Here is an 18331-nt window from a genome sequence, read left to right on the forward strand (position 1 = left end):
ATGCCCACAGACATGTCCGCCGGACCCGGCGTGGCACCGACCTGGCTGTCCGTCCATGTCCACGCCCACAGCGACCTCGACCGGCACCTGGGGCATCTGGCCGGGCTGCTGCACCGCACGGCCGCCGGAACCGGTGCCCGTGCATGGTTCTACCTCCGCTACTGGGAGGGCGGTCCGCACGTCCGCCTGCGCGCCCTGTGCCCGTCGGCCGGGCAGTGGGAACGGGCCCGGTCGGAGCTGAGCGCGGCCGCCGAGCGGTGGGCCCGGGAGAACCCCGAACACCGGCCGCTCACCGAGGCCGAGTACGCCGAGACGTCGGCATGGATCCTGCGCCGCGAGGTGACGGGCGCCCCCGCCGCGCCCCTGCTGCCCTCCCGCACCGTGCGGGTCGAGTCGTTCTCCGGTGCCTGGATGCCGGACGCGCCCGCGTGCACGGAGCAGCCGGAGACCCTGTCCTTCCTCACCGCGTCGAGCACCGTCGCCCTGCGGCTGCACCGGGACCACGACTGGCAGGCCAGGGCGCGGCACGCCGTCGATGTCCTGCGTGCGCTGCTGGGCGCGCCGGCACGGCCCGGGCCGCCGCCGCTCACCGGCGCCTTCGCCCAGTGGGCGGAACGGCTGGCCGGCGCGGAGACCCCGGAGGTGCGGCGCCGCAGCCGCCTCGCCCTCGCGGCCGCCTGGCCGCCGCCCTCCCGGGCCGCCGTCGCCATGGCGGCGCGATGCCTCGCCGTGCCGTCGCCCGGCTCGTCGGCACGACCCCTCCTGCACGCCTGGCACACCCACTGCAATCGCCTGGGGCTGAACCTGCTCGAAGAGGCAGCAGCGGCCTGGACAGCCCTGGCCCTCACCGCGGAGGTCCGTGGATGACCGAGACGCCCGGCCCCGCCGTGTGGCTGGACCACCGCCTGTTCCACCGGGCCGACCCCGACGGGCTGCTCACCGCGCTGGTGGAGCCGCTGTTCCGGGACAGCGCACGGCACTGCCGGTACCAGCACTTCTTCCGCGAGTGGCAGGGCGGCCCCAACATCCGGGTCTCCCTGCTGGTCGGCAAGGAGCACGCCGGCCACGTCGCCGCCCGGCTGCGCGACCGGTGCGCGCAGCACCTCGCCGGGGCGCCGGCCGACTCGCGGGACGACGGACGGGGAACCTCCCCCGAAAGCCGGCGGACCGTCCCCGCGGACCTGGCCCTGCGGGAAGGCGCCGCCGACGACCTGCCGCCGCAGCCGGACAATTCCCTGCTGGCCGTGGAGCACCCCGACCGCTCCGCCGTCCTGGGCGGCCCGGGCGCCGTCGCCCTCTTCGACCGCTTCCACGAGCTGTCCACCCGGACCGCCCTGGCCACCCTCACCGGAGTCCGGTCCGGTCCGGGCGAGCGGCCCGGTGGCCATCGCGCACGCGCCGCCGTCACCCTCATGCTCCACTTCGCCCTGCGGTTCCCCGGCCCCCTGTGGCTGGGCGGCATGTCCTACCGCTCCCACGTCGAGGGAGCGGTCATGGAATCCCCGCACCCGGACGAACTGCGCCGCCGGCTCACCCGGTTCGGCGACCGGTGGACACCGGCCCTGCGGCCGCTCGCCGAGCAACTGCTGGGCACCGGCGCGGGAGCGGCGGAGCACGGCGAGGAACTCCCCGGCATGGCGGACTTCCTCGACGGTGTGGAGGAGCTCGTTCCCGACGTCCGGGCACTGCTCGCCGCGGACGAACTGCGCCTGCCGCTCGCCGGCCGGAACGGCGAGACGGCCTGGGACGACGCCGTGCTGCGCCGCAGCCCGTTCCACCGGAACCTCCAGCGAGACCCCCGCTGGGCCGTCGCCGCCGCCCAGGACCCGGTCCTGCGGCTGCACCGCGTGCTGATCAACTGGGGATACCTGCACATGACGCGGCTCGGCGTCGTACCGGCCCAGCGCCTCGCCCTCTGCCACGTCGTCGCGGAACTCGTCACGCGGTACGGGGAGACCAGGGCCTATCTCGGCCCCGGTGCCCGGGATCTGGCCACCGGAGCCCCGGGGACCCTCGCACTGCGCTACGCGCGGGAGAACCGCACCGGTGCGCGCATCCCCCGGGACGTCGACTGGTCGCGGCTCCCGGCTGAGCGGCCGGACCGGGAGGGCCGCCGGCTGGTTCCCTTGCCGAGCGGTCCGGCGGCGGATCCGGCAGGGGCCGCCGGCGACGCGGGCGTGGTGCGGCTCGCGTCGTTCCTGCGGCGCACCGCCGGAGCTTCGCGGCTGCGCTGGGAGGCCGGCGCCCGCTGCGGCGGCGAGCGCTTCCTCGGCCCCGTGCACCGGACCGTCTCCTCGGCCGGCCAGCGCTACCCGGCCGAGCTCCACGTGCTTCCTGGAGAGTCGCTTCCTGGAGAGTCGCTGCCCCGGCTGCCCGCGGGCAGGTACGAGCCCGTGCACCACGCGCTGGCCGTCCCGCCTGACGGCTCGCCGGCCCCCGTGGCGACCGGACGCGGCGGGCTCGTGGTCGCCGTGACCCCCTGGCGGACCCGCTTCAAGTACGGAGAGTTCGCCTACCGCCTGCACGCTCTGGACGCCGGGGTCATGATCGGCCAGGCCCTGGCCGTCGCCGAGGCGGACGGCGGGCGGCTGCGGGTCCGCTACTGGTTCCCGGACGCCGAACTCGACCGCCGCATCGGTGCCGACGGCTCCCGCACCCGAAGCTATGCCCTGCTCGCGACCGCCCCGGAGACGGCCCCCGGAACCATGCCGGAAGCCGCCCCGGATGCCGGGAGCAACAAGGTTCGCCGGACCACCGGTGACCGCCTGGAGAACGCCGCGCGCGGGGAGACGGCCCCGCCCCGGGCACCGGTCCCGCCGCTGCTGCCGCGACTGGCCGCGGGAGTGGCGTCCTGGACCGAACTGGCCGTGGAACAGCGCCTCCCCGACGCGTGGACGGGCAGGCGCACCTCCATGGGATTCATGGGGCACGGCCCCCTGGAGCGTGCCGAACTCGCCCGCCTGCTGCAACGGGCCTGCGGTCCGTACGCGTCGGACCTGCCCGGCGGCGCGCCCTTCCCTCAGACGGCCTTCGTCGCCGCGATCGGCGCGGTCGGAGGCCTGGAGCCGGGGGTCTACCTCGTCGCGGACGAGGGGCGCCGGATCGGCCTGCTCAGCTCGGGGGACGTACGGCCCGCCCTCCAGCGCACGCTCGACAACGGGGTGTTCGACATCGTGCGCACCCCCGTCGTCCTCACCCTCCTCACGGATTACGAGGCGGCCCTGCCGTACTACGGCGACCGGTGGTACCGGATCCAGGGCATGGAGGCCGGTGTGGCGGTACAGCGCTGCTACCTGTCGGCCGCCGCCGGATCACTGGCCTGTCAGGCGCACTGCGGCTACGACCCGGACCGGCTGCTCGACGTCCTGGGCCTCGCCGACCAACACCTCGAACCGGTCATCCAGTTGCTGATCGGACGGTCCCGCCCGGCCGGGCTCCACCACGAGATCCCGTTGTTCTGACACGGCGCCCGACGGGTCAGAGGCACAAGACGCATCAGAGGCACGACCGAAAGGCAGCCGCCATGACGACCAGCGAAAACGCTGACACGCAGAGCACCGTCAGCACGCCGCCCCAGGCCCCCCAGGGCTCTCCTCAGTGCCCCGCGGACCCCGGCGCGCCGTTCGACGACGCCTTCCACACCGCCCCGCACGCCGTCCTCGCCTGGTTCCGCGAGCACAGGCCGGTCGCCGAGGTGAGCCTGCCCAACGGCCTGCGGGCCTGGCTGCTCACGCGCGACGACGACGTGCGGGCGGCGCTCGGCGACCCCCGCCTCGTCCACGACACCCGGCGCTTCCCCGAAGCGTGGCGGAGCCTCGACTGGAACTCGCCGGCCGGCGACATGATCTCCGCGTACGGCCGGAACCTCTCCAGCGCGGACTCACCGGAACACGAGCGGTACCACACGGCCGTAGCCCGGGCCTTCACGGTCCGGCGCGCCGAGGAGCTGCGGCCGCGGGTGCAGCGGACCGTGGACGCGCTGCTGGAGCGGCTGCCTGCGGACGAGCCGGTGGACCTGCTCGGGCAGTTCGCCGTACCGCTGTCGGTGTCGGTGATGTGCGAGATCGTCGGTGTACCGGAGTCCGACCGCCCGGACTTCCTCGACTTCGTGCGGCGCACGGTGTCGGTCGACGACGACAACGACGGTGCCGGGCTGCGCGCGTCGGCGATGCGGACCTTCGAACTCCTCACCGCCTACGTGAGGGAGCGGAAAGGCGGTTCCGCCGGCTCCGGCGATTCCCACGGCGACCTCATGGGGGAGGTGACGGCGCAGGCGGAGCGGGAGGGCATTCCCGAGGAAGACGTGGTGACCGTCCTGTTCCACCTGTTCGTCGCGGGCTTCGACACCACGGGAGCCTTCATCGGCAACATGGTGCGCGGGCTGATCGAGCGGCCCCGCCTCATGGCCTCACTGCGCGAGCATCCGGAGCGCCTGCCCGACGCCGTCGAGGAGTTCCTGAGGTTCGACGGTTCGGCGCGGATGGGGGTGTGGCGGTTCGCGGCGGAGGACATCGAGCTGGGCGGCCGGCGGATACCGGCCGGCAGCCTGGTGATCGTCTCCCTGGCGGCGGCCAACCGGGATCCGGCGCGGTTCGCCGACGCCGGCACCCTCGACCCGGACCGGGAAGACGTGGCCGGGCACCTTGCGTTCGGACGGGGCCGCCACCGGTGCACAGGGGCGGCGCTCGCCCGCGTGGAGGCGGAGACCGCCGTCGGCACGCTCGTCCGCCGCCATCCGCACCTCCGCCTCGCCACTGAGGAGCCCCTGCGGCGGCGGATCGTGGTCACGCTCCACGGTCTGCGCCGGCTCCCTGTCGTTCTGGGCCCTGCCGCGAGGGAGCCGGGCGAGTCCTCCTCATGAGCGGGGCCGGGGCGAGGCGATACGGAGCACAGCAGGGACGGCGACTGCGTCCCGCTGTCATCTGCAAGCCGCCAGGAGCACCAGTGCCCCGCACGCCACGGCGTAGGCGGCGAGGCCGCACCACGCTCCTCGGTGGCTGACGCGTTCCGCCACGGTGGTGCTGCCGCCGCGGGAGGTCCAGCGCCAGGCCAGGACCGTGCCTGCCACGGCGACGAGGAGGAACGCGAGCGTGGTGAGGTGGAGCCGGTCGATGAGTGTCAGCCCGTTGGCGCTGGTGACCACGTCGTTGGCCTGCTGCATGTTGAGGACGACGACGAACAGTCCGCCGCCCAGGACGCCGAGCCTGTTGTGGATGCCCTCCAGCCGTGCCGTGGTCTCCAGCTCCTCGTGACGGGTGGAGACGAGGAAGGTGGAGACGGCGATGAGGACGGCGAGGTAGAGGGGGATGGTCAGTTTCCAGAAGATGGTGGGGTCGGAGCGTTCGAGGTCCATGCGGATGTGCACCCGGTCGTAGGTGCTGCCGTTCTTGAGGCTGCGGTCGCCGTATGTGGTGGTGTAGTGCTTGGTGGCGCTGAGCAGCCGGAAGCCGGTCAGCCGCCAGCCCTGGGGGCGGATCTCCGGGTTGGTCTGCGCATCGGCGTTGTTCACGGTGAACCGGAAGTGTTGCGTGTCGTCCGGCGCGGTCAGGACCACCTCGATGCGGTGGCGGTCGAAGGGGAAGTCCCGTACGTCCCAGGCCTGCCGGAAGCTGGACTGCACCCGCACCTGGTCCAGTACGTGCCCGTCCTGCTCGATGATGTTCGGCTCGGAGGTGTCGGGGTCGTCGGCGTTGGCGAAGGAGATCTTGGGCAGCGGGTCGGCGCGCCGGTCCGGGCAGATGGTCCAGATCCACAGCCGGGCGGAGAACCTGCCCTTGGCGGGATCGATGTCGTAGAGGTCGCTGACGTAGGTGCTCAGCTCGCACCTGACGGGGGCTGCCCGGCCGGCCGGGGCGGTGGTCGCGGCTGCGGCCGGGCCGGCGGCCGGCAGCCAGAGGGCGCATGCGGTGCTCAGCACGAGCAGGATGACGGCCGTGACGGGGGATGACAGGGGGAAGGCGGCTTCGTGCCGCGGTTCCGTAGCCATATGGCCCTATGCTTCCCACCTCCGGCCGGGCGGGAACGGTCGCGTGGACGCACGAGCCGTTGCGGGGGAACGCGGCCTCCGCTCCGGCGGACGGAGCCGCGGTGACGCGTCGGACAGATCAGGCGAGGGCCTTGACGGCGGCTTCGGCAGCCCGGGCGATGAGCGTGTCGTCCTTCTTCGCGTCCTGGGTGCCGCGGCTGGTGAAGACGGCGATGACGATGGGGGCGGCGGCCTCGGGAGGCCAGAGGACGGCGATGTCATTGCGCGTGCCGTAGCCGCCCGATCCCGTCTTGTCGGCCACCTGCCAGCCGCCCGGGACGCCTGCGCGGATGAGCGTGTCGCCCGTGGTGTTCCGCTTGAGCCAGTCGGTCAGGATGGACCGCTTGTCCGGGGTGAGGGCGTCGCCGAGGACGAAGGCGCGCAGGTCGGCGGCCATGGCGCGGGGGGTGCTGGTGTCGCGGGGGTCCCCGGGGGTGCCTTCGCTGAGGTCGGTTTCGTAGCGGTCGGCCCGGGTGACGCGGTCGCCGGTCGCGGCGAGAGCGTCCTGGAGGCCCTCGGGGCCGCCGAGTTCGTCGAAGAGGAGGTTGGCGGCGCCGTTGTCGCTGTAGCGGACGGCGGCGTCGCACAGTTCCCGCAGGGTCATGCCGCTGTCGACGTGCCGGGTGGTGATCGGCGAGTGGCCGACCGGAACGTCGCGGCCGTATCGCACCAGCCGGTCGAGCTGGTTGAGCGAGTTCCTCTTCAGCACGGCGGCGGCGAGGAAGGCCTTGCAGACGGACGCGTACGCGAAGCGCTCGTCGGGCCGGTTGGCGACGGACCGCCCGCTGCCGGTGTCGACGGCGTACACGCCCAGCCTGGCGTCGTACTTCTTCTCCAGCTCGCCGAATGCGCGCTCGGCCTCCAGGGCGCTGCCGTGCGACGCCGTGGGCGGCGGCGCGGAGGCGGGAGCGGTGGCCTGGGGAGCGCTGCCCCGGCAGCCGGTGAGGGGGAGGGCCGCGAGCCCGGTCAGGGTGGTGATGACGGAGCGTCTCGTACGGGAGGGGTTCATGGGGGAGTGATGGCCCTTCGGGTCGGTGATCGTGAATCGTGCGGTGAGTGTGGCGAGTGCGGCGGTCGGCTCCTGAGGCTCAAGAACCGCCGGCGGCGGGTACGGCAGCCAGCACGTCGTGGACGATCGGTACGGCGGAGGCGCTGCCGCTGAGGCCGCCTTCCACGACGGCGGCGACGGCGATGCCGCCCCGGTGGGCGGCGACCCAGCCGTTGTTGGGGGCCTGCTCGGAGACCTCGGCGGTGCCGGTCTTCGCGCCGGTGTCGCCCGGCAGGTCCGCCAGGCCACGGGCGGTGCCGTCGGTGACCGTGGCGCGCATCATGGCGCGCAGCCGGTCGACGACGTTCTTGGGGAGGGGCGTGGTGGTGGTCGTGCCGCGGGTGCCGGGGAGGAGGGTGGGCTGGCGGAACGTGCCGGAGGACGCCGTCGCGGCGACGGACGCCATGGTCAGCGGATTGCCGAGCACCTTGCCCTGCCCGATCATCGCGGCGGCCTTTTCCGTCTGGTCGCCCGGCGGGGGAGCGGCGCCGTCGAAGGAGGGGATGCCGATGTTCCAGCTCTGGCCTATGCCGAAGTACTTCCTGGCGACGTCGCCCGCTTCCCGGTCGCCGAGCTTGTCGCGCAGGCTGATGAAGGCCGTGTTGCACGACTCGGTGAAGTCCTCGGCGAAGGTGGCGCCGCGGTGCTCGGCCAGCTCCATGTTGTGGAACTGCTTGCCGACCGTCAGGTACTTGGGGCAGTCGACGACGGTGCCGGGCTCGACGGCGTTCTTGAGCAGCAGCGCACTGGTGGTGACGATCTTCCAGGTGGAGCCGGGGGCGTAGGTGCCGGAGACGGCGCGGTTGAAGCCGGAGGACGGGGAGTTCGCCACGGCGAGGATCTCGCCGGTGCCGGCGCGCAGGGCGACGAGGGCGGCGCTCTTCCCGCGGCTCTTGGAGGCGAGGGCCTTCTCGGCGGCCGCCTGCCACGCCGGGTCGATCGTGGTGCGGACGGGACCGTCGCCGGTCCGGGCGGGTGCGGCGCCGAAGGTGGCTTCCGTCCCCTTGTTCTCTCCCGATACGCGGTCGACGAGCCGGATCGCTCCCCGGGGACCGCCCCCGGCGGCCTTGCCGAACTGGGCGACGACGGGCGCCAGCGAGGGGTACGTGCTGCCGGACAGCGGGGCACCGCGGCGATCGGTGACCGTGACGGTGCCGGCGCCGTCGCGTTCCAGACGGAACTTGTCGGTGCTGTTCAGCTTCGGATGGACGAGGGTGAGGGTCCAGTCCACCTTCCACGTGCCGTCCTGCTGTTTGCGCAGCGGGAGTTTCGAGGCGTACGTCCAGGTTCCCAGGTCGGCGACGGGCATCTTCGCGGTGAAGGGCACGGTGGCCGTGCCGTCCCGGGCGGTGGCCGCCGCCGCGGCGGTGAGGGCCGGCTTGCGGATCTCCAGGCCGGCGGTGAAGTTCCGCAGCGTGGTTTCGGCCTGCCCGGGGTTCGTCGTACGGTTCCCCGCCTCCGCCATCCTGCCGGCTGCCCAGTCGGCCAGGAAAGCTCGTGCCTGGGCAGCGGCGGCGGGATCGGAGGACGCGGCGCCGGAAGAGAAGGGACCCCACCCGGCCGCGTACGCCCCTCCCGTGGCCGCGGCGAGCGTGCCCGCCGCCGCGAAGGCCGCGCGGGCCGTACGGCGTCGCCGCCGGTTGCGAGGTGCGGCAGCGCGTGCGGCGGTGCTTCTGGCGGGGCGGCGTGCGGTGGTGCGTGCGGCAGTTTGTGCATCGGCGCGTGCGGCGGTGTGCGAAGGCTCAGAAGGCTGCATGGCCCGAGAAGAGCAGCTCCCGCGCCCGCCCGTCCAAGATCGATATCAATATCCGATTGATTAATCTGCGATATAGTCCCTGCTTGTGGACCTGATACGCCACCTCCAGTGCTTCGTGGCTGTTGCAGAAGAGTCACATTTCGGCCGGGCCGCCCAGCGCCTCGGCATGGCCCAGCCTCCCCTCTCGCAGCGCATCCAGCGCTTGGAGCGGGAGCTGGGCGTGCGCCTCTTCGAGCGCACCAGCCGGCAGGTCACGATCACCAAAGGCGGCACCCTGCTCCTCGACGAGGCCCGCGAGATACTGGCCCGCTCCGAGGCCCTGATGGCAACGGCCCGCCGCGTCCAGGAAGGCCGCAGCGGACTGCTGCGCGCCGCCCTGCCGCCCGACCTCGCCGCCGGCACCGTCGCCGCGATCCTCGCCGGCTTCCAGCGGCAGCACGGCGGAGTGGAACTGGAACTGCACGAACTGCCCACCGCCGACCAGCTCGCCGGGCTCGCCTCGCACGACCTGGACGTGGGGCTCCTGCGTCATCCCTGCGACGTCGCCGGGCTGGAGCTCGGCCCCGTCCTGCGCCACGAACTCGGCGTGCTGCTGCCCCGGCACGCCCCGGCCGCCCGGTCCGCGACGGTTCCGCTCGCCGCCCTCACCGGATACGACCTGATCCTCTTCCCCCGCGCCCAGGCCCCGGCCGTGCACGACGACCTGCTGACCACCTGCGCCCGGCACGGCTACACCCCCGCCGCGGTCCGCCACGGCCAGGGCCCCAGCTTCACCCGCGGCCTGATCCTCTCCTCCCGCGCCGTCGCCTTCGGCCCGCGCGACGCTCACCCCGACCAGGACCCGGACCTCACCTGGCGCCCGCTCACCGGCGCCCCGCTGACCCTGCGCCACTCCGCCGCCTGGCCCAAGGGGCGCGGCGACGCCGCCGCCCTGGCCTTCGCCGACACCGTCACCGACGCCCTCGCCGCCACTGCCACCGCCGGCGGCGATCTGCCCCCCAGCCCCCTGCACCTGCGCCCCGCGGCGGAGTACTGGATATGACCGAGACCCTGGCCCGTACGCGCAGCCGCATCCGCGCCGCCTTCACCGAGGCCGGCGTCACCGGCTGGCTGCACGCCGCCGACATCGACTCCGGAGCCCAGATCGACGCCGGTGCCGACCAGCCGGTCGTGACCGCCAGCGTCCACAAGCTCTGCGTGCTCGTCGCCCTCCACCAGCAGGCGGAGGAAGGCCTGCTGGACCTCGCCGAGCAGACGGTGTGCCCGCCGCCCGGCCGCACCCCCGGCCCCACGGGGCTCGCCGCCATGCTCGACGAGGTCCGCCTCTCCCTGCGCGATGCCGCCTACCTGATGATGGCCGTCAGCGACAACACCGCCGCCGACCTCCTCCTCCGGCGCGTCGGCCTGGACGCCGTCAACCACACCACCCGCCGCCTGGGGCTCACCCGCACCCACGCCGTCCATTCCTTCGGCGACTTCCTCGCCCTCCTCAAGGAGGACACCGGCCTCGGGGGCCCGCAGGCACTGACCGACCCCCGCGTCGTCGCCGGGCTCCGCGTGCTCGACCCGGCCGCCACGAACCGCAGCACCCCGCGCGACATGACCCGCCTCCTCGGCGCGATCTGGCGGGACGAAGCCTGCGCCCCCGAGCACGCCGCCTCGATGCGCCGCCTGCTGGGGCTCCAGGTCTGGCCCCACCGGCTCGCCTCCGGCTTCCCCTTCGACGACGTCCACGTCGCCGGCAAGACCGGAAGCCTCCCGACCGTCCGCAACGAGGTCGGCGTCGTCGAATACCCCGACGGCGGGCGCTACGCCGTGGCGGTCTTCACCCGCGCGTCCAGCCCCGCCGCGGTCCTCCCCCCGGCCGACGCCGTCATCGGCACGACCGCCCGCCTAGCGGTCGATGCCCTCCGCGCCCGTACGACCTGACGCGGCGTCCACGCCCGCGAGCGCCCCGGCACCGGGAAGCACCTCGTCCAGCCTGCCCGGTGGACCGTTGAGAAACCCGCCTCAGCGCGGCCGGGAATGCCCCCGCCACGGCCTTCGACGGGGACGCCGGCAGTGTTCGGCTCCAGCGCAGCGCCCTTCCCGCCGTCGTCCGAGCCCCTCAGACAGCCGGACACAGCCTTCGGCCACACCATCTGACCCGGGCTTTTATTGCGGCCACGCTTACGATCGCCGGATACGGAAGGGGGACCGGATGGACCGGAACATCCGCACGATGGACGACGTACTCCAGCTCCTGGACGGCCTGTTCGCGCCGGAGGCCGATCGTGGGACAGGCGACGCGGCTTCCTGGTGGGACGGCTTCTACGCGGACCGCTCCAAGCCGGTGCCGTTCTTCGTGGCCAAGCCGGACGAACACCTGGTCTCGTACCTCGAACGCGGGCTCGTCACCCGCGGGCGCGCCCTGGACCTGGGCTGCGGCCCGGGGCGCAACGCCCTCCACCTCGCCGCGTCGGGCTTCGAGGTGGACGCGGTCGACCTCTCCCCGGAGGCCATCGCCTGGGCCCGGGACCGGGCCGGGAAAGCGAGAGCCGGGATCAGGTTCCTCTGCGGCGACGCGTTCACGCTCGCAGGCTCCGAACTGGCCGGCCCGTACGACCTGATCTACGACTCCGGCTGCTTCCACCACCTGCCGCCGCACCGCCGCATCAGCTACCTCGCCCTCCTCGACCGGCTGCTCGCACCCGGCGGACATCTCGCCCTCGCCTGCTTCGCGGCCGGCGAGATGGGCTCCGAAGTCGGCGATACCGATCTCTACCGCCACCCCCACCGCCACGGCGGTCTGGCCTACACCCCGGAGTCCCTGCGCCGGATCTTCTCCGACGGCCTGACCGAAGTGGAACTGCGCCGCATGCAGGACGAGCCGCCGGAGTCCCCGCGCTTCGGTGAATCCTTCCTGTGGACCGCCCTGTTCCGCCGCAACGAGCAGCCGTAGCCGTATCGGAAGCCGAAGCCGAAGCCGTGCCGTAGCGCAGTGAACGGAGGCACGGTGTCCGCTTGTTGTGGGTAAGTGGTCTCGTGACCTACGGGGATGACGGGGCAACCTCAAGAGGAGAGCTACGTGATCGCATTTTCGCGGCCCGTGCTGGGTGACCCCGAACTCCGGGCCGTCGCGGAGGCCTTCGACAGCGGGACCGTCGGCTACGGGCTGCGGTCGCGGGACTTCGAAGGGCGGTTCGCCCGGCACCTCGGTGTGCCGCCGGAGCACGTCGTGTTCCTCAACTCGGCCACCTCGGGCACGTTCCTCGCGCTCGAACTGCTCGGCCTCGCCGAGGGGGACGAGGTGGTGATCCCGTCCCTGAGCTTCGTGTCCGGGCCCAACGCCACGCGGGCGCGCGGTGCCCGCCCGGTCTTCTGCGAGGTCGACCCGCACTCGCTCAACCCGTCGGTCCGCGACGTCGAGCGGGTGCTCACCCCGCGCACCAGGGCGGTCCTCGTCCTGCACTACGGCGGATACCCGGGCGACATCGCCGGCCTGGCGGAGCTGTGCGCGGAGCGGGGCGTCGCCCTGGTCGAGGACGCGGCCTGTTCCGTGGCGTCCAGCGTGCACGGGCGGGCCGCCGGAACCTTCGGCGACATGGGCGTCTGGAGCTTCGACCAGATGAAGATCATGGTGACCGGCGACGGCGGCATGCTCCACGTGCGCGACCCGCGTCTCGCCCGCAGGGCCCGCCGCCTCGCCTACCACGGCCTGGCCCGGCCCGGCGACGGCTTCACCCCGCCGCCGTGGCGGCCGTGGGAGTTCGAGCAGTGGGAGATCGGCCGCCGGCTCCTCGGCAACGACCTGTCCGCCGCGATCGGCGCCGTCCAGCTGCGCCGCCTGCCCGGTCTCGTCTCCCGCAGGGCGGAGCTCGTGCGCCGCTACGACGACGCTCTGGCCGGGGCCGCCGGCATCCGGCGGCGGCCCCCGCTCCCCGGCGGGCACGTCTCCTCCCACTACCTGTACTGGGTGCAGGTGGACCGCCGCATCCGGGACGAGGTGGCCCGCCGCCTGCACGCCGCCGGGGTCGAGACGAGCTTCCGCTACGGGCCCCTGCATACAGTCCCGGCCTACGGGCCCGTACGGTCCCTGCCCGTGTCCGAGCGGGCCGCGGCGGAGACGCTGTGCCTGCCCCTGCACCCCGGGCTCACCGACGACGACGCACAGACCGTGGCGCGCCTGCTGCGGAAGACCGTCCGCGCGCTCCTGCCATGAGGCCTAGTGGATGCCGCACTTGCCCGGCGTCCAGTGCGTCTGTGTCTTGACCGCGTACCGCGGCCAGCCCCGATCGGTCACGAAGTGGCGCACCACCGCCCGGCAGGTCGCGGCCTCTCCCGCCACGTAGGCGACCCCCGGGCCCGGCGGCAGCTCCAGCCGGCGGACGGCCGCCACCAGCACCGGTGAGGCGGCGGCCGAGGCGCGCCCGCGGTGCACCCACGGCAGGGTCCGCGCCCCGCCCGGCGCCGGGAACTCGGCCTCCGGGCCCGTGGTCTCCAGCACGCCGTGGGTCACGGCTCCGGACGGGAGCGCGTCCAGCATGGCGAGCAGCGGCACCGCTCCCGTCTCCTCGCCGACGAAGACGTGGTGGCCGGCCCGCGGGTCGAGGACGATCCGGTTGCGCGGGACGCCGGTCCGTACGCGCTCGCCCGGGGTCACGGCGCCCGCCCACGCGCAGCCCGGCCCGCCCGGCTTGTGCAGTGCGATCCGCAGGGTGAGCGAGGCGTCGGCCGGCGTGTGCCGCCACACCGAGTACGTCCGCAGCAGGGGGCCCTGTGCGCCGCCGGGAAGCTCCAGGGGGAGGTGCGCGCCCGGCTTGCACGCGGACCGGGCGAAGGCGGGGCCGCGCAGCGTGACGTCCGTCATCCCGGGCACGGCGGCCCGCACCGCGGTGACCTTCGCCTCCAGCAGCCGGTCGTCCCCGAAGCGCCTGCCCCGGTGCCCGCCCCGCTCCGCCTGGTACATGTGCTCCGCCCTCCGCCTCCGGCCGCCGCTTCGGCTTCCGCTTCCGGTGTCCCTCCCATTGTGCGGAACGCCAAGTGCCGCTTTCTTTCACCCCGCTGACAGGAGTGGCGGCACGGGTGATCCGGCCGGGCATCCTGAGCCGTGGTTCCCGTGATCGCTTCCCGCGCGCCCGGGCGCGCGGGCCGGCAGATGGAGAGGCAGCATGCTCGACAGGCGGACTGTGCTACGGGCCGGGGCGGTGGCGGCGGCCGCCGCCGCGGGTGCCGGTGCGACCGGCGCGGCGGTCGCGGGCCCGGTGGCCGCAAGCCCGGTGGGTCCGGCCGCGCGGCGCACCGGCGGCGGCGTCGACTGGAGCGAGCTCGGGCGCCGGCTGTCGGGCGACCTCGTCCTGCCCTCGGACAGCGGCTACGAACGGGCCAGGAAGCTCTACAGCGGTCAGTTCGACGGGATCCGGCCGCAGGCGGTGGCCTACTGCCGCAGCGAAAGAGACGTGCGGACGACGCTCGCGTTCGCCCAGGACCACGGCCTGCCCCTCGTGCCCCGCAGCGGCGGGCACAGCTTCGGCGGGTACTCCACGGGCGAGGGCATCGTCCTGGACCTCTCGCGGCTGAACACGGTGGCGCTGACGCCCCGGAACACCGTCGTCATGGGGGCCGGCACCCAGCAGGTGGACGCCCTGACGGCGCTGTCGCCGCGCGGCGTCGTCGTGGCGGGCGGCAACTGCCCGGGCGTCTGCCCCGGCGGGTTCGTGCCGGGCGGCGGGCTGGGCTGGCAGACCCGTAAGTTCGGCATGGCCTGCGACCGCCTGGTCTCGGCCCGGATCGTCCTGGCCGACGGGCGGACCGTCACCGCGTCCGCCGCCGAGAACCCGGACCTGTTCTGGGCGACGCGCGGCGGCGGAGGCGGCAACTTCGGCGTGATCACCAGCCTGGAGCTGCGGCCCACGGACGTGCCCACCCTCGTCACCTACAACCTCACCTGGCCGTGGGAGGCCGCGCAGCGGGTCGTGGAGGCGTGGCAGCACTGGATCATCGACGGCCCCCGCGACCTGGGCGCCGCCCTGGCCGTGCAGTGGCCGGACGCCGGGAAGGGCGCCCCGGTGGTCGTCGTCACCGGCGCCTGGCTCGGCGCGGCGGACGCCCTCGACCCCGTACTGGACTCCCTGGCCGCGTCGGTGGGCCGGGCGCCCGCCACGCGGCAGGCCCGGCGGCTGTCCGCGCACGACGCGATGATGGCGCAGTACGGCTGCGCCGAGCTGTCGCCGGAGCAGTGCCACACGGTCGGCTACTCGCCCGAGGCCGCCCTGCCGCGGCAGAACTTCTCCATCGACCGCAACCGGCTCTTCTCCGCGCCGATCCCGGCGCGGGGCGTCGAGCGGATCCTGGAAGCCTTCGCCACCGGCCCCCGGGCGGGGCAGTTCCGCTTCCTGAGCTTCTTCGCCCTGGGCGGCGCCGCCAACCGCCCCGACCGCACCACCACCGCCTACGTGCACCGCGACACGGAGTTCTACCTCGGCTTCTCCATCGCCCTCAACAAGCCGGACTACAGCCGGGAGGACGAAGCGGCCGCCCGGGCCTGGGCCGCGCGCGGGCTGCACACCCTGGACCCGTACTCCAACGGCGAGAGCTACCAGAACTTCATCGACCCCGAGCTGGCCGACTGGAAGACGGCCTACTACGCCGAGAACTACGGCCGGCTGGCCGAGATCAAGCACGCCTACGACCCGCACCGCTTCTTCTCCTTCGCCCAGGCCGTCGGCTGACCGGAGCGCGCGCCGCCCTACGTAGCGTGCGCAGACCGACCGGAGCGCACCCCCGCCTCCGTGCGCCGTGGACTTCCGTGTGATTGAGTGAAGTCCGTTTCTGCGGCGAGCAGTTGAGGTGAAGGGGGCGGCGCGTGCCGTTACTGCCGGGAGAGAAGGTGGAGCTGATCCGCTGGCCGGCGGAGTCCGGCCGCCGGGAGCACTGCCGCGACCGGGGCGTCATGCGGATCCTGGTGCTGGAGGCGGGCGCCGAGGCGCCCCCGAGCCCGGACCTCCGGGAGGACTGGGTGCGCGCCCCCATCAGCCCCGGAGACCTCCGGGCCCGCGCCGAGGCGCTGCGCATGCGGGCGGCCGGGGAGGCCCGGCCCGTGGTCGAGCCCAACGGCGTGCTGCGCTTCCGCCGCCGCTTCGCCCTGCTCTCGCCGACCGGCGCGCACCTGGTGGCCCGGCTGGCCGAGTCCTTCACCGAGGTCGTCTCCCGCGACGCCCTGCTCGTCCCGCGGCCCGGCCGCCCCGCGCTCAGCCGCAACGCGCTCGACCTGCACATCATGCGCATCCGCCGCCGGCTGACGGCCCTGGACCTGCGCGTGCGCACCGTCCGCGGCCGCGGCTACGTCCTGGAGGCCGCGCACCGGCCGGAGCAGTGAACCGGAGCAGTGAATCCGCCCCCGCACCGCCCCCGCGCCGACGTGCACCCGTGAGCGCCGGCGTCCCCACGAGCGAGGAGGTCCGCCGTGCCGCATCCCCAGCACCAGCACGACCCCGCCGAACGCCGTAGCGACCACAGCCCCGTCAGCCGTGTCGACGTGCGGCTGGGGGAGCGTTCTTATTCCGTCCACGTCGGGCCCGGGGCACGGAACCTCCTGCCGGACATCGTGGCGGCACTCGGCGCGCGCCGCGCGGCCATCGTCACCGCGCGGCCGCCCGGGACGGTACCGGACCCCGGCGTGCCCTCGACGGTCATCCCGGTGCGCGACGGAGAACGGCACAAGACCCTGGCCACCGTCGAGGACCTGTGCCGGGGATTCACCGCCTTCGGCATCACCCGCCACGACGTGGTCGTCTCCTGCGGAGGCGGGACGACCACCGACACGGCCGGGCTCGCGGCCGCGCTCCACCACCGCGGGGTGCCCGTGATCCACCTGCCCACCACGCTCCTGGCCCAGGTGGACGCGAGCGTCGGCGGTAAGACCGCCGTCAACCTGCCCGAGGGCAAGAACCTCGTCGGCGCCTACTGGCAGCCCGCCGCCGTGCTGTGCGACACCACCTACCTGGAGACGCTGCCCGCCGAGGAGTGGACCAACGGCTACGGCGAGATCGCGCGCTGCCACTTCATCGGCGCGGGCGACCTGCGCGGGCTCGCCGTCCACGAGCAGGTCACCGCGAGCCTGCGGCTGAAGGCGTCGGTCGTCTCGGCCGACGAACGCGACACCGGCCGCCGGCACATCCTCAACTACGGCCACACTCTGGGCCACGCCCTGGAGACCGCTACGGGATTCGCCGTACGCCACGGCGTCGGCGTGGCCATCGGCACGGTCTTCGCGGGCCGGCTGGCCCTGGCCCTCGGCCGCATCCCGGCCGGCCGTGCGGAGGAGCACGCCCGGGTCGTCCGGGACTACGGACTTCCCGGCGCCCTCCCGGAGGACGCCGACCCGGCCGCGCTGATCACCCTGATGCGGCGCGACAAGAAGGCCGCGGGCGACGGCCTGGCCTTCGTCCTCGACGGGCCGCACGGAGCCGAACTCGTCCCCGGCGTCCCCGAGGACGTGGTCCTGCGCACCCTCGGCGGAATGCCGCGGCAGGGCGGCGGCCCCGCGAGGCCGTAAGGGCCGTAGGAGGGAGGCCGTCCGCCCCCGGTGACACGGGGGCGGACGGGCCGCGGGGCCCGGGCCCCGCTCACCCCTTCCGCGTCACGGGCGCCGGGCCACCAGCAGCAGGTAGCCGAACTCCCTGATGCCGACCAGGTCGCCCGGGTCGAACTGGTCCACCATCTCCTCCCCGAACTCCTCCGAGAGTTGCTTCTTCGCCGCGTTGATGCGCTCGGACAGCAGGACGAAGGTCTTCTCCAGCGTCTGGTCGCTGATGTCCAGGAACTCCTCCATCCACAGCCCGGCCCCGCGCAGCAGGGGCGGGTAGGACTCGGCGGCCACCATCGTCATCATGAAGTCGTGCAGGTAGCGCCGTACGGCGGTCTGCCCGGCGGCGGGGATGGGGGCGCGCTCGAAGAAGTCGGTGAGCACCACCCGCCCGCCCGGCCGCAGCACCCGGCCCACGTGCGCGAGCACCTGGGCGCGGTCGGGCATGTGGATGATCGACTCCAGGGCGATGACCGCGTCGAAGCTGCCGTCCTCGAAGGGCAGTTCCATCGCGTCCGCCTGCCGGAACCGCGCGCGGTCGGCGACGCCCGAGGACTCCGCCAGGGCGTTGGCCCGGGCGATCTGCTCCGTACTGACGGAGATGCCGGTGACGTCCGCGCCCGTACGGCGGGCGATGCGCACGCCGGGCGTGCCCACGCCGCAGCCCAGGTCGAGGACGCGCGACCCGGCGCCGATGTGCAGCCGGTCGGCCATCATGTCGGTGAGCCGGTCGGTCGCCTCCTCCAGCGACACCTGGCTGTCGGGGGAGTCCCAGTACCCGAAGTGCAGGTTCTCGCCCAGGGAGGCGGAGCCCAGGGCGGTGAACCGGTCGTAGAGCGCGCCCACCTCGGCGGACACGGGCGACGGCATGGGCAGTTCGGTCAGGTCGGAGTGCGGCATGGAAACCCTCTCTGGAAGTCGGAGATCTGCATGGAT

The 18331-nt window shown here is 73.8% G+C and carries 15 protein-coding genes; 10 read left to right on the forward strand and 5 right to left on the reverse strand.

Translation table 11 applies throughout. The annotated features are described in order from the left end of the window. The 3 genes from PS271_RS30065 to PS271_RS30075 all read left to right on the forward strand — a co-directional run bounded on the left by PS271_RS30065 (nt 1) and on the right by PS271_RS30075 (nt 4861). A complete protein-coding gene (locus PS271_RS30065) occupies nt 1-867 on the forward strand; it encodes a lantibiotic dehydratase C-terminal domain-containing protein (protein WP_398386250.1) in 867 nt (288 codons plus the stop codon). After that, a complete protein-coding gene (locus PS271_RS30070; RefSeq protein ID WP_398386252.1) occupies nt 864-3461 on the forward strand; it encodes a lantibiotic dehydratase C-terminal domain-containing protein in 2598 nt (865 codons plus the stop codon). Before PS271_RS30065 ends, PS271_RS30070 begins: the two co-directional genes overlap by 4 nt. Nucleotides 3462-3523: 62 nt before the next feature. Then, a complete protein-coding gene (locus tag PS271_RS30075) occupies nt 3524-4861 on the forward strand; it encodes a cytochrome P450 family protein (protein ID WP_398386254.1) in 1338 nt (445 codons plus the stop codon). Between the two features lie 57 nt (nt 4862-4918). Here the strand turns inward: PS271_RS30075 and PS271_RS30080 are convergent, their stop codons facing one another. From PS271_RS30080 to PS271_RS30090, 3 genes are all read right to left on the reverse strand, one after another. After that, nucleotides 4919-5986: a ligand-gated ion channel gene (locus tag PS271_RS30080; protein ID WP_398386256.1), complete on the reverse strand. Its 1068-nt coding sequence runs from the start codon at nt 5984-5986 to the stop codon at nt 4919-4921. Nucleotides 5987-6104: 118 nt separating this feature from the next. Then, the gene (bla, locus tag PS271_RS30085; RefSeq protein WP_398386257.1) at nt 6105-7034 is read right to left on the reverse strand and encodes a class A beta-lactamase; all 930 of its coding nucleotides are present in this window, start codon (nt 7032-7034) and stop codon (nt 6105-6107) included. 79 nt (nt 7035-7113) lie between these two features. Beyond that, nucleotides 7114-8538 carry a penicillin-binding transpeptidase domain-containing protein gene (locus PS271_RS30090; RefSeq protein WP_398386258.1) on the reverse strand — a complete coding sequence of 475 codons (1425 nt, stop codon included), beginning with the start codon at nt 8536-8538 and terminating at the stop codon, nt 7114-7116. 376 nt (nt 8539-8914) lie between these two features. On the opposite strand from PS271_RS30090, the gene PS271_RS30095 reads away from it, so the two are divergent. The 4 genes from PS271_RS30095 (at nt 8915) to PS271_RS30110 (ending at nt 13030) form a co-directional block, all read left to right on the forward strand. Beyond that, nucleotides 8915-9871, forward strand: a complete 957-nt coding sequence (locus PS271_RS30095) for a LysR family transcriptional regulator (protein WP_398386260.1) — start codon at nt 8915-8917, stop codon at nt 9869-9871. After that, nucleotides 9868-10758 (forward strand): serine hydrolase, encoded by an 891-nt coding sequence (locus PS271_RS30100; protein WP_398386261.1) that lies wholly within the window; start codon nt 9868-9870, stop codon nt 10756-10758. Before PS271_RS30095 ends, PS271_RS30100 begins: the two co-directional genes overlap by 4 nt. A gap of 271 nt (nt 10759-11029) precedes the next feature. After that, entirely contained in the window at nt 11030-11770 is a 741-nt protein-coding gene (locus tag PS271_RS30105) for a class I SAM-dependent methyltransferase (RefSeq protein ID WP_398386263.1), read from the forward strand. Nucleotides 11771-11896: 126 nt separating this feature from the next. Further along, entirely contained in the window at nt 11897-13030 is a 1134-nt protein-coding gene (locus PS271_RS30110) for a DegT/DnrJ/EryC1/StrS family aminotransferase (RefSeq protein ID WP_398386264.1), read from the forward strand. Between the two features lie 3 nt (nt 13031-13033). Here the strand turns inward: PS271_RS30110 and PS271_RS30115 are convergent, their stop codons facing one another. Next, the gene (locus PS271_RS30115; RefSeq protein ID WP_398386266.1) at nt 13034-13777 is read right to left on the reverse strand and encodes a siderophore-interacting protein; all 744 of its coding nucleotides are present in this window, start codon (nt 13775-13777) and stop codon (nt 13034-13036) included. Nucleotides 13778-13979: 202 nt separating this feature from the next. Between PS271_RS30115 and PS271_RS30120 the strand changes: the two genes are divergently transcribed. The 3 genes from PS271_RS30120 to PS271_RS30130 all read left to right on the forward strand — a co-directional run bounded on the left by PS271_RS30120 (nt 13980) and on the right by PS271_RS30130 (nt 17365). Then, complete coding sequence (locus PS271_RS30120) at nt 13980-15539, forward strand: FAD-binding oxidoreductase (RefSeq protein ID WP_398386268.1); 1560 nt, start codon at nt 13980-13982, stop codon at nt 15537-15539. 134 nt (nt 15540-15673) lie between these two features. Continuing rightward, nucleotides 15674-16186 carry a winged helix-turn-helix domain-containing protein gene (locus PS271_RS30125; RefSeq protein ID WP_398386269.1) on the forward strand — a complete coding sequence of 171 codons (513 nt, stop codon included), beginning with the start codon at nt 15674-15676 and terminating at the stop codon, nt 16184-16186. Nucleotides 16187-16273: 87 nt separating this feature from the next. Then, nucleotides 16274-17365, forward strand: a complete 1092-nt coding sequence (locus PS271_RS30130; RefSeq protein ID WP_398386271.1) for a 3-dehydroquinate synthase family protein — start codon at nt 16274-16276, stop codon at nt 17363-17365. An 84-nt stretch (nt 17366-17449) separates the two neighbouring features. On the opposite strand, the gene PS271_RS30135 is transcribed toward PS271_RS30130, so the two are convergent. After that, nucleotides 17450-18295 carry a methyltransferase domain-containing protein gene (locus PS271_RS30135; RefSeq protein WP_398386273.1) on the reverse strand — a complete coding sequence of 282 codons (846 nt, stop codon included), beginning with the start codon at nt 18293-18295 and terminating at the stop codon, nt 17450-17452. Between the last annotated feature and the right edge of the window lie 36 nt (nt 18296-18331).

It is taken from the genome of Streptomyces sp. SCA2-17, assembly GCF_044336695.1.

Excerpts from the sequence above, each read along its gene's own strand:
- PS271_RS30065 (WP_398386250.1), top strand. The coding sequence starts at position 1 with ATGCCCACAGACATGTCCGCCGGACCCGGCGTGGCACCGACCTGGCTG.
- PS271_RS30070 (WP_398386252.1), top strand. The coding sequence starts at position 864 with ATGACCGAGACGCCCGGCCCCGCCGTGTGGCTGGACCACCGCCTGTTC.
- PS271_RS30075 (WP_398386254.1), top strand. The coding sequence starts at position 3,524 with ATGACGACCAGCGAAAACGCTGACACGCAGAGCACCGTCAGCACGCCG.
- PS271_RS30080 (WP_398386256.1), bottom strand. The coding sequence starts at position 5,986 with ATGGCTACGGAACCGCGGCACGAAGCCGCCTTCCCCCTGTCATCCCCC.
- bla (WP_398386257.1), bottom strand. The coding sequence starts at position 7,034 with ATGAACCCCTCCCGTACGAGACGCTCCGTCATCACCACCCTGACCGGG.
- PS271_RS30090 (WP_398386258.1), bottom strand. The coding sequence starts at position 8,538 with ATGGCGGAGGCGGGGAACCGTACGACGAACCCCGGGCAGGCCGAAACC.
- PS271_RS30100 (WP_398386261.1), top strand. The coding sequence starts at position 9,868 with ATGACCGAGACCCTGGCCCGTACGCGCAGCCGCATCCGCGCCGCCTTC.
- PS271_RS30105 (WP_398386263.1), top strand. The coding sequence starts at position 11,030 with ATGGACCGGAACATCCGCACGATGGACGACGTACTCCAGCTCCTGGAC.
- PS271_RS30115 (WP_398386266.1), bottom strand. The coding sequence starts at position 13,777 with ATGTACCAGGCGGAGCGGGGCGGGCACCGGGGCAGGCGCTTCGGGGAC.
- PS271_RS30120 (WP_398386268.1), top strand. The coding sequence starts at position 13,980 with ATGCTCGACAGGCGGACTGTGCTACGGGCCGGGGCGGTGGCGGCGGCC.
- PS271_RS30135 (WP_398386273.1), bottom strand. The coding sequence starts at position 18,295 with ATGCCGCACTCCGACCTGACCGAACTGCCCATGCCGTCGCCCGTGTCC.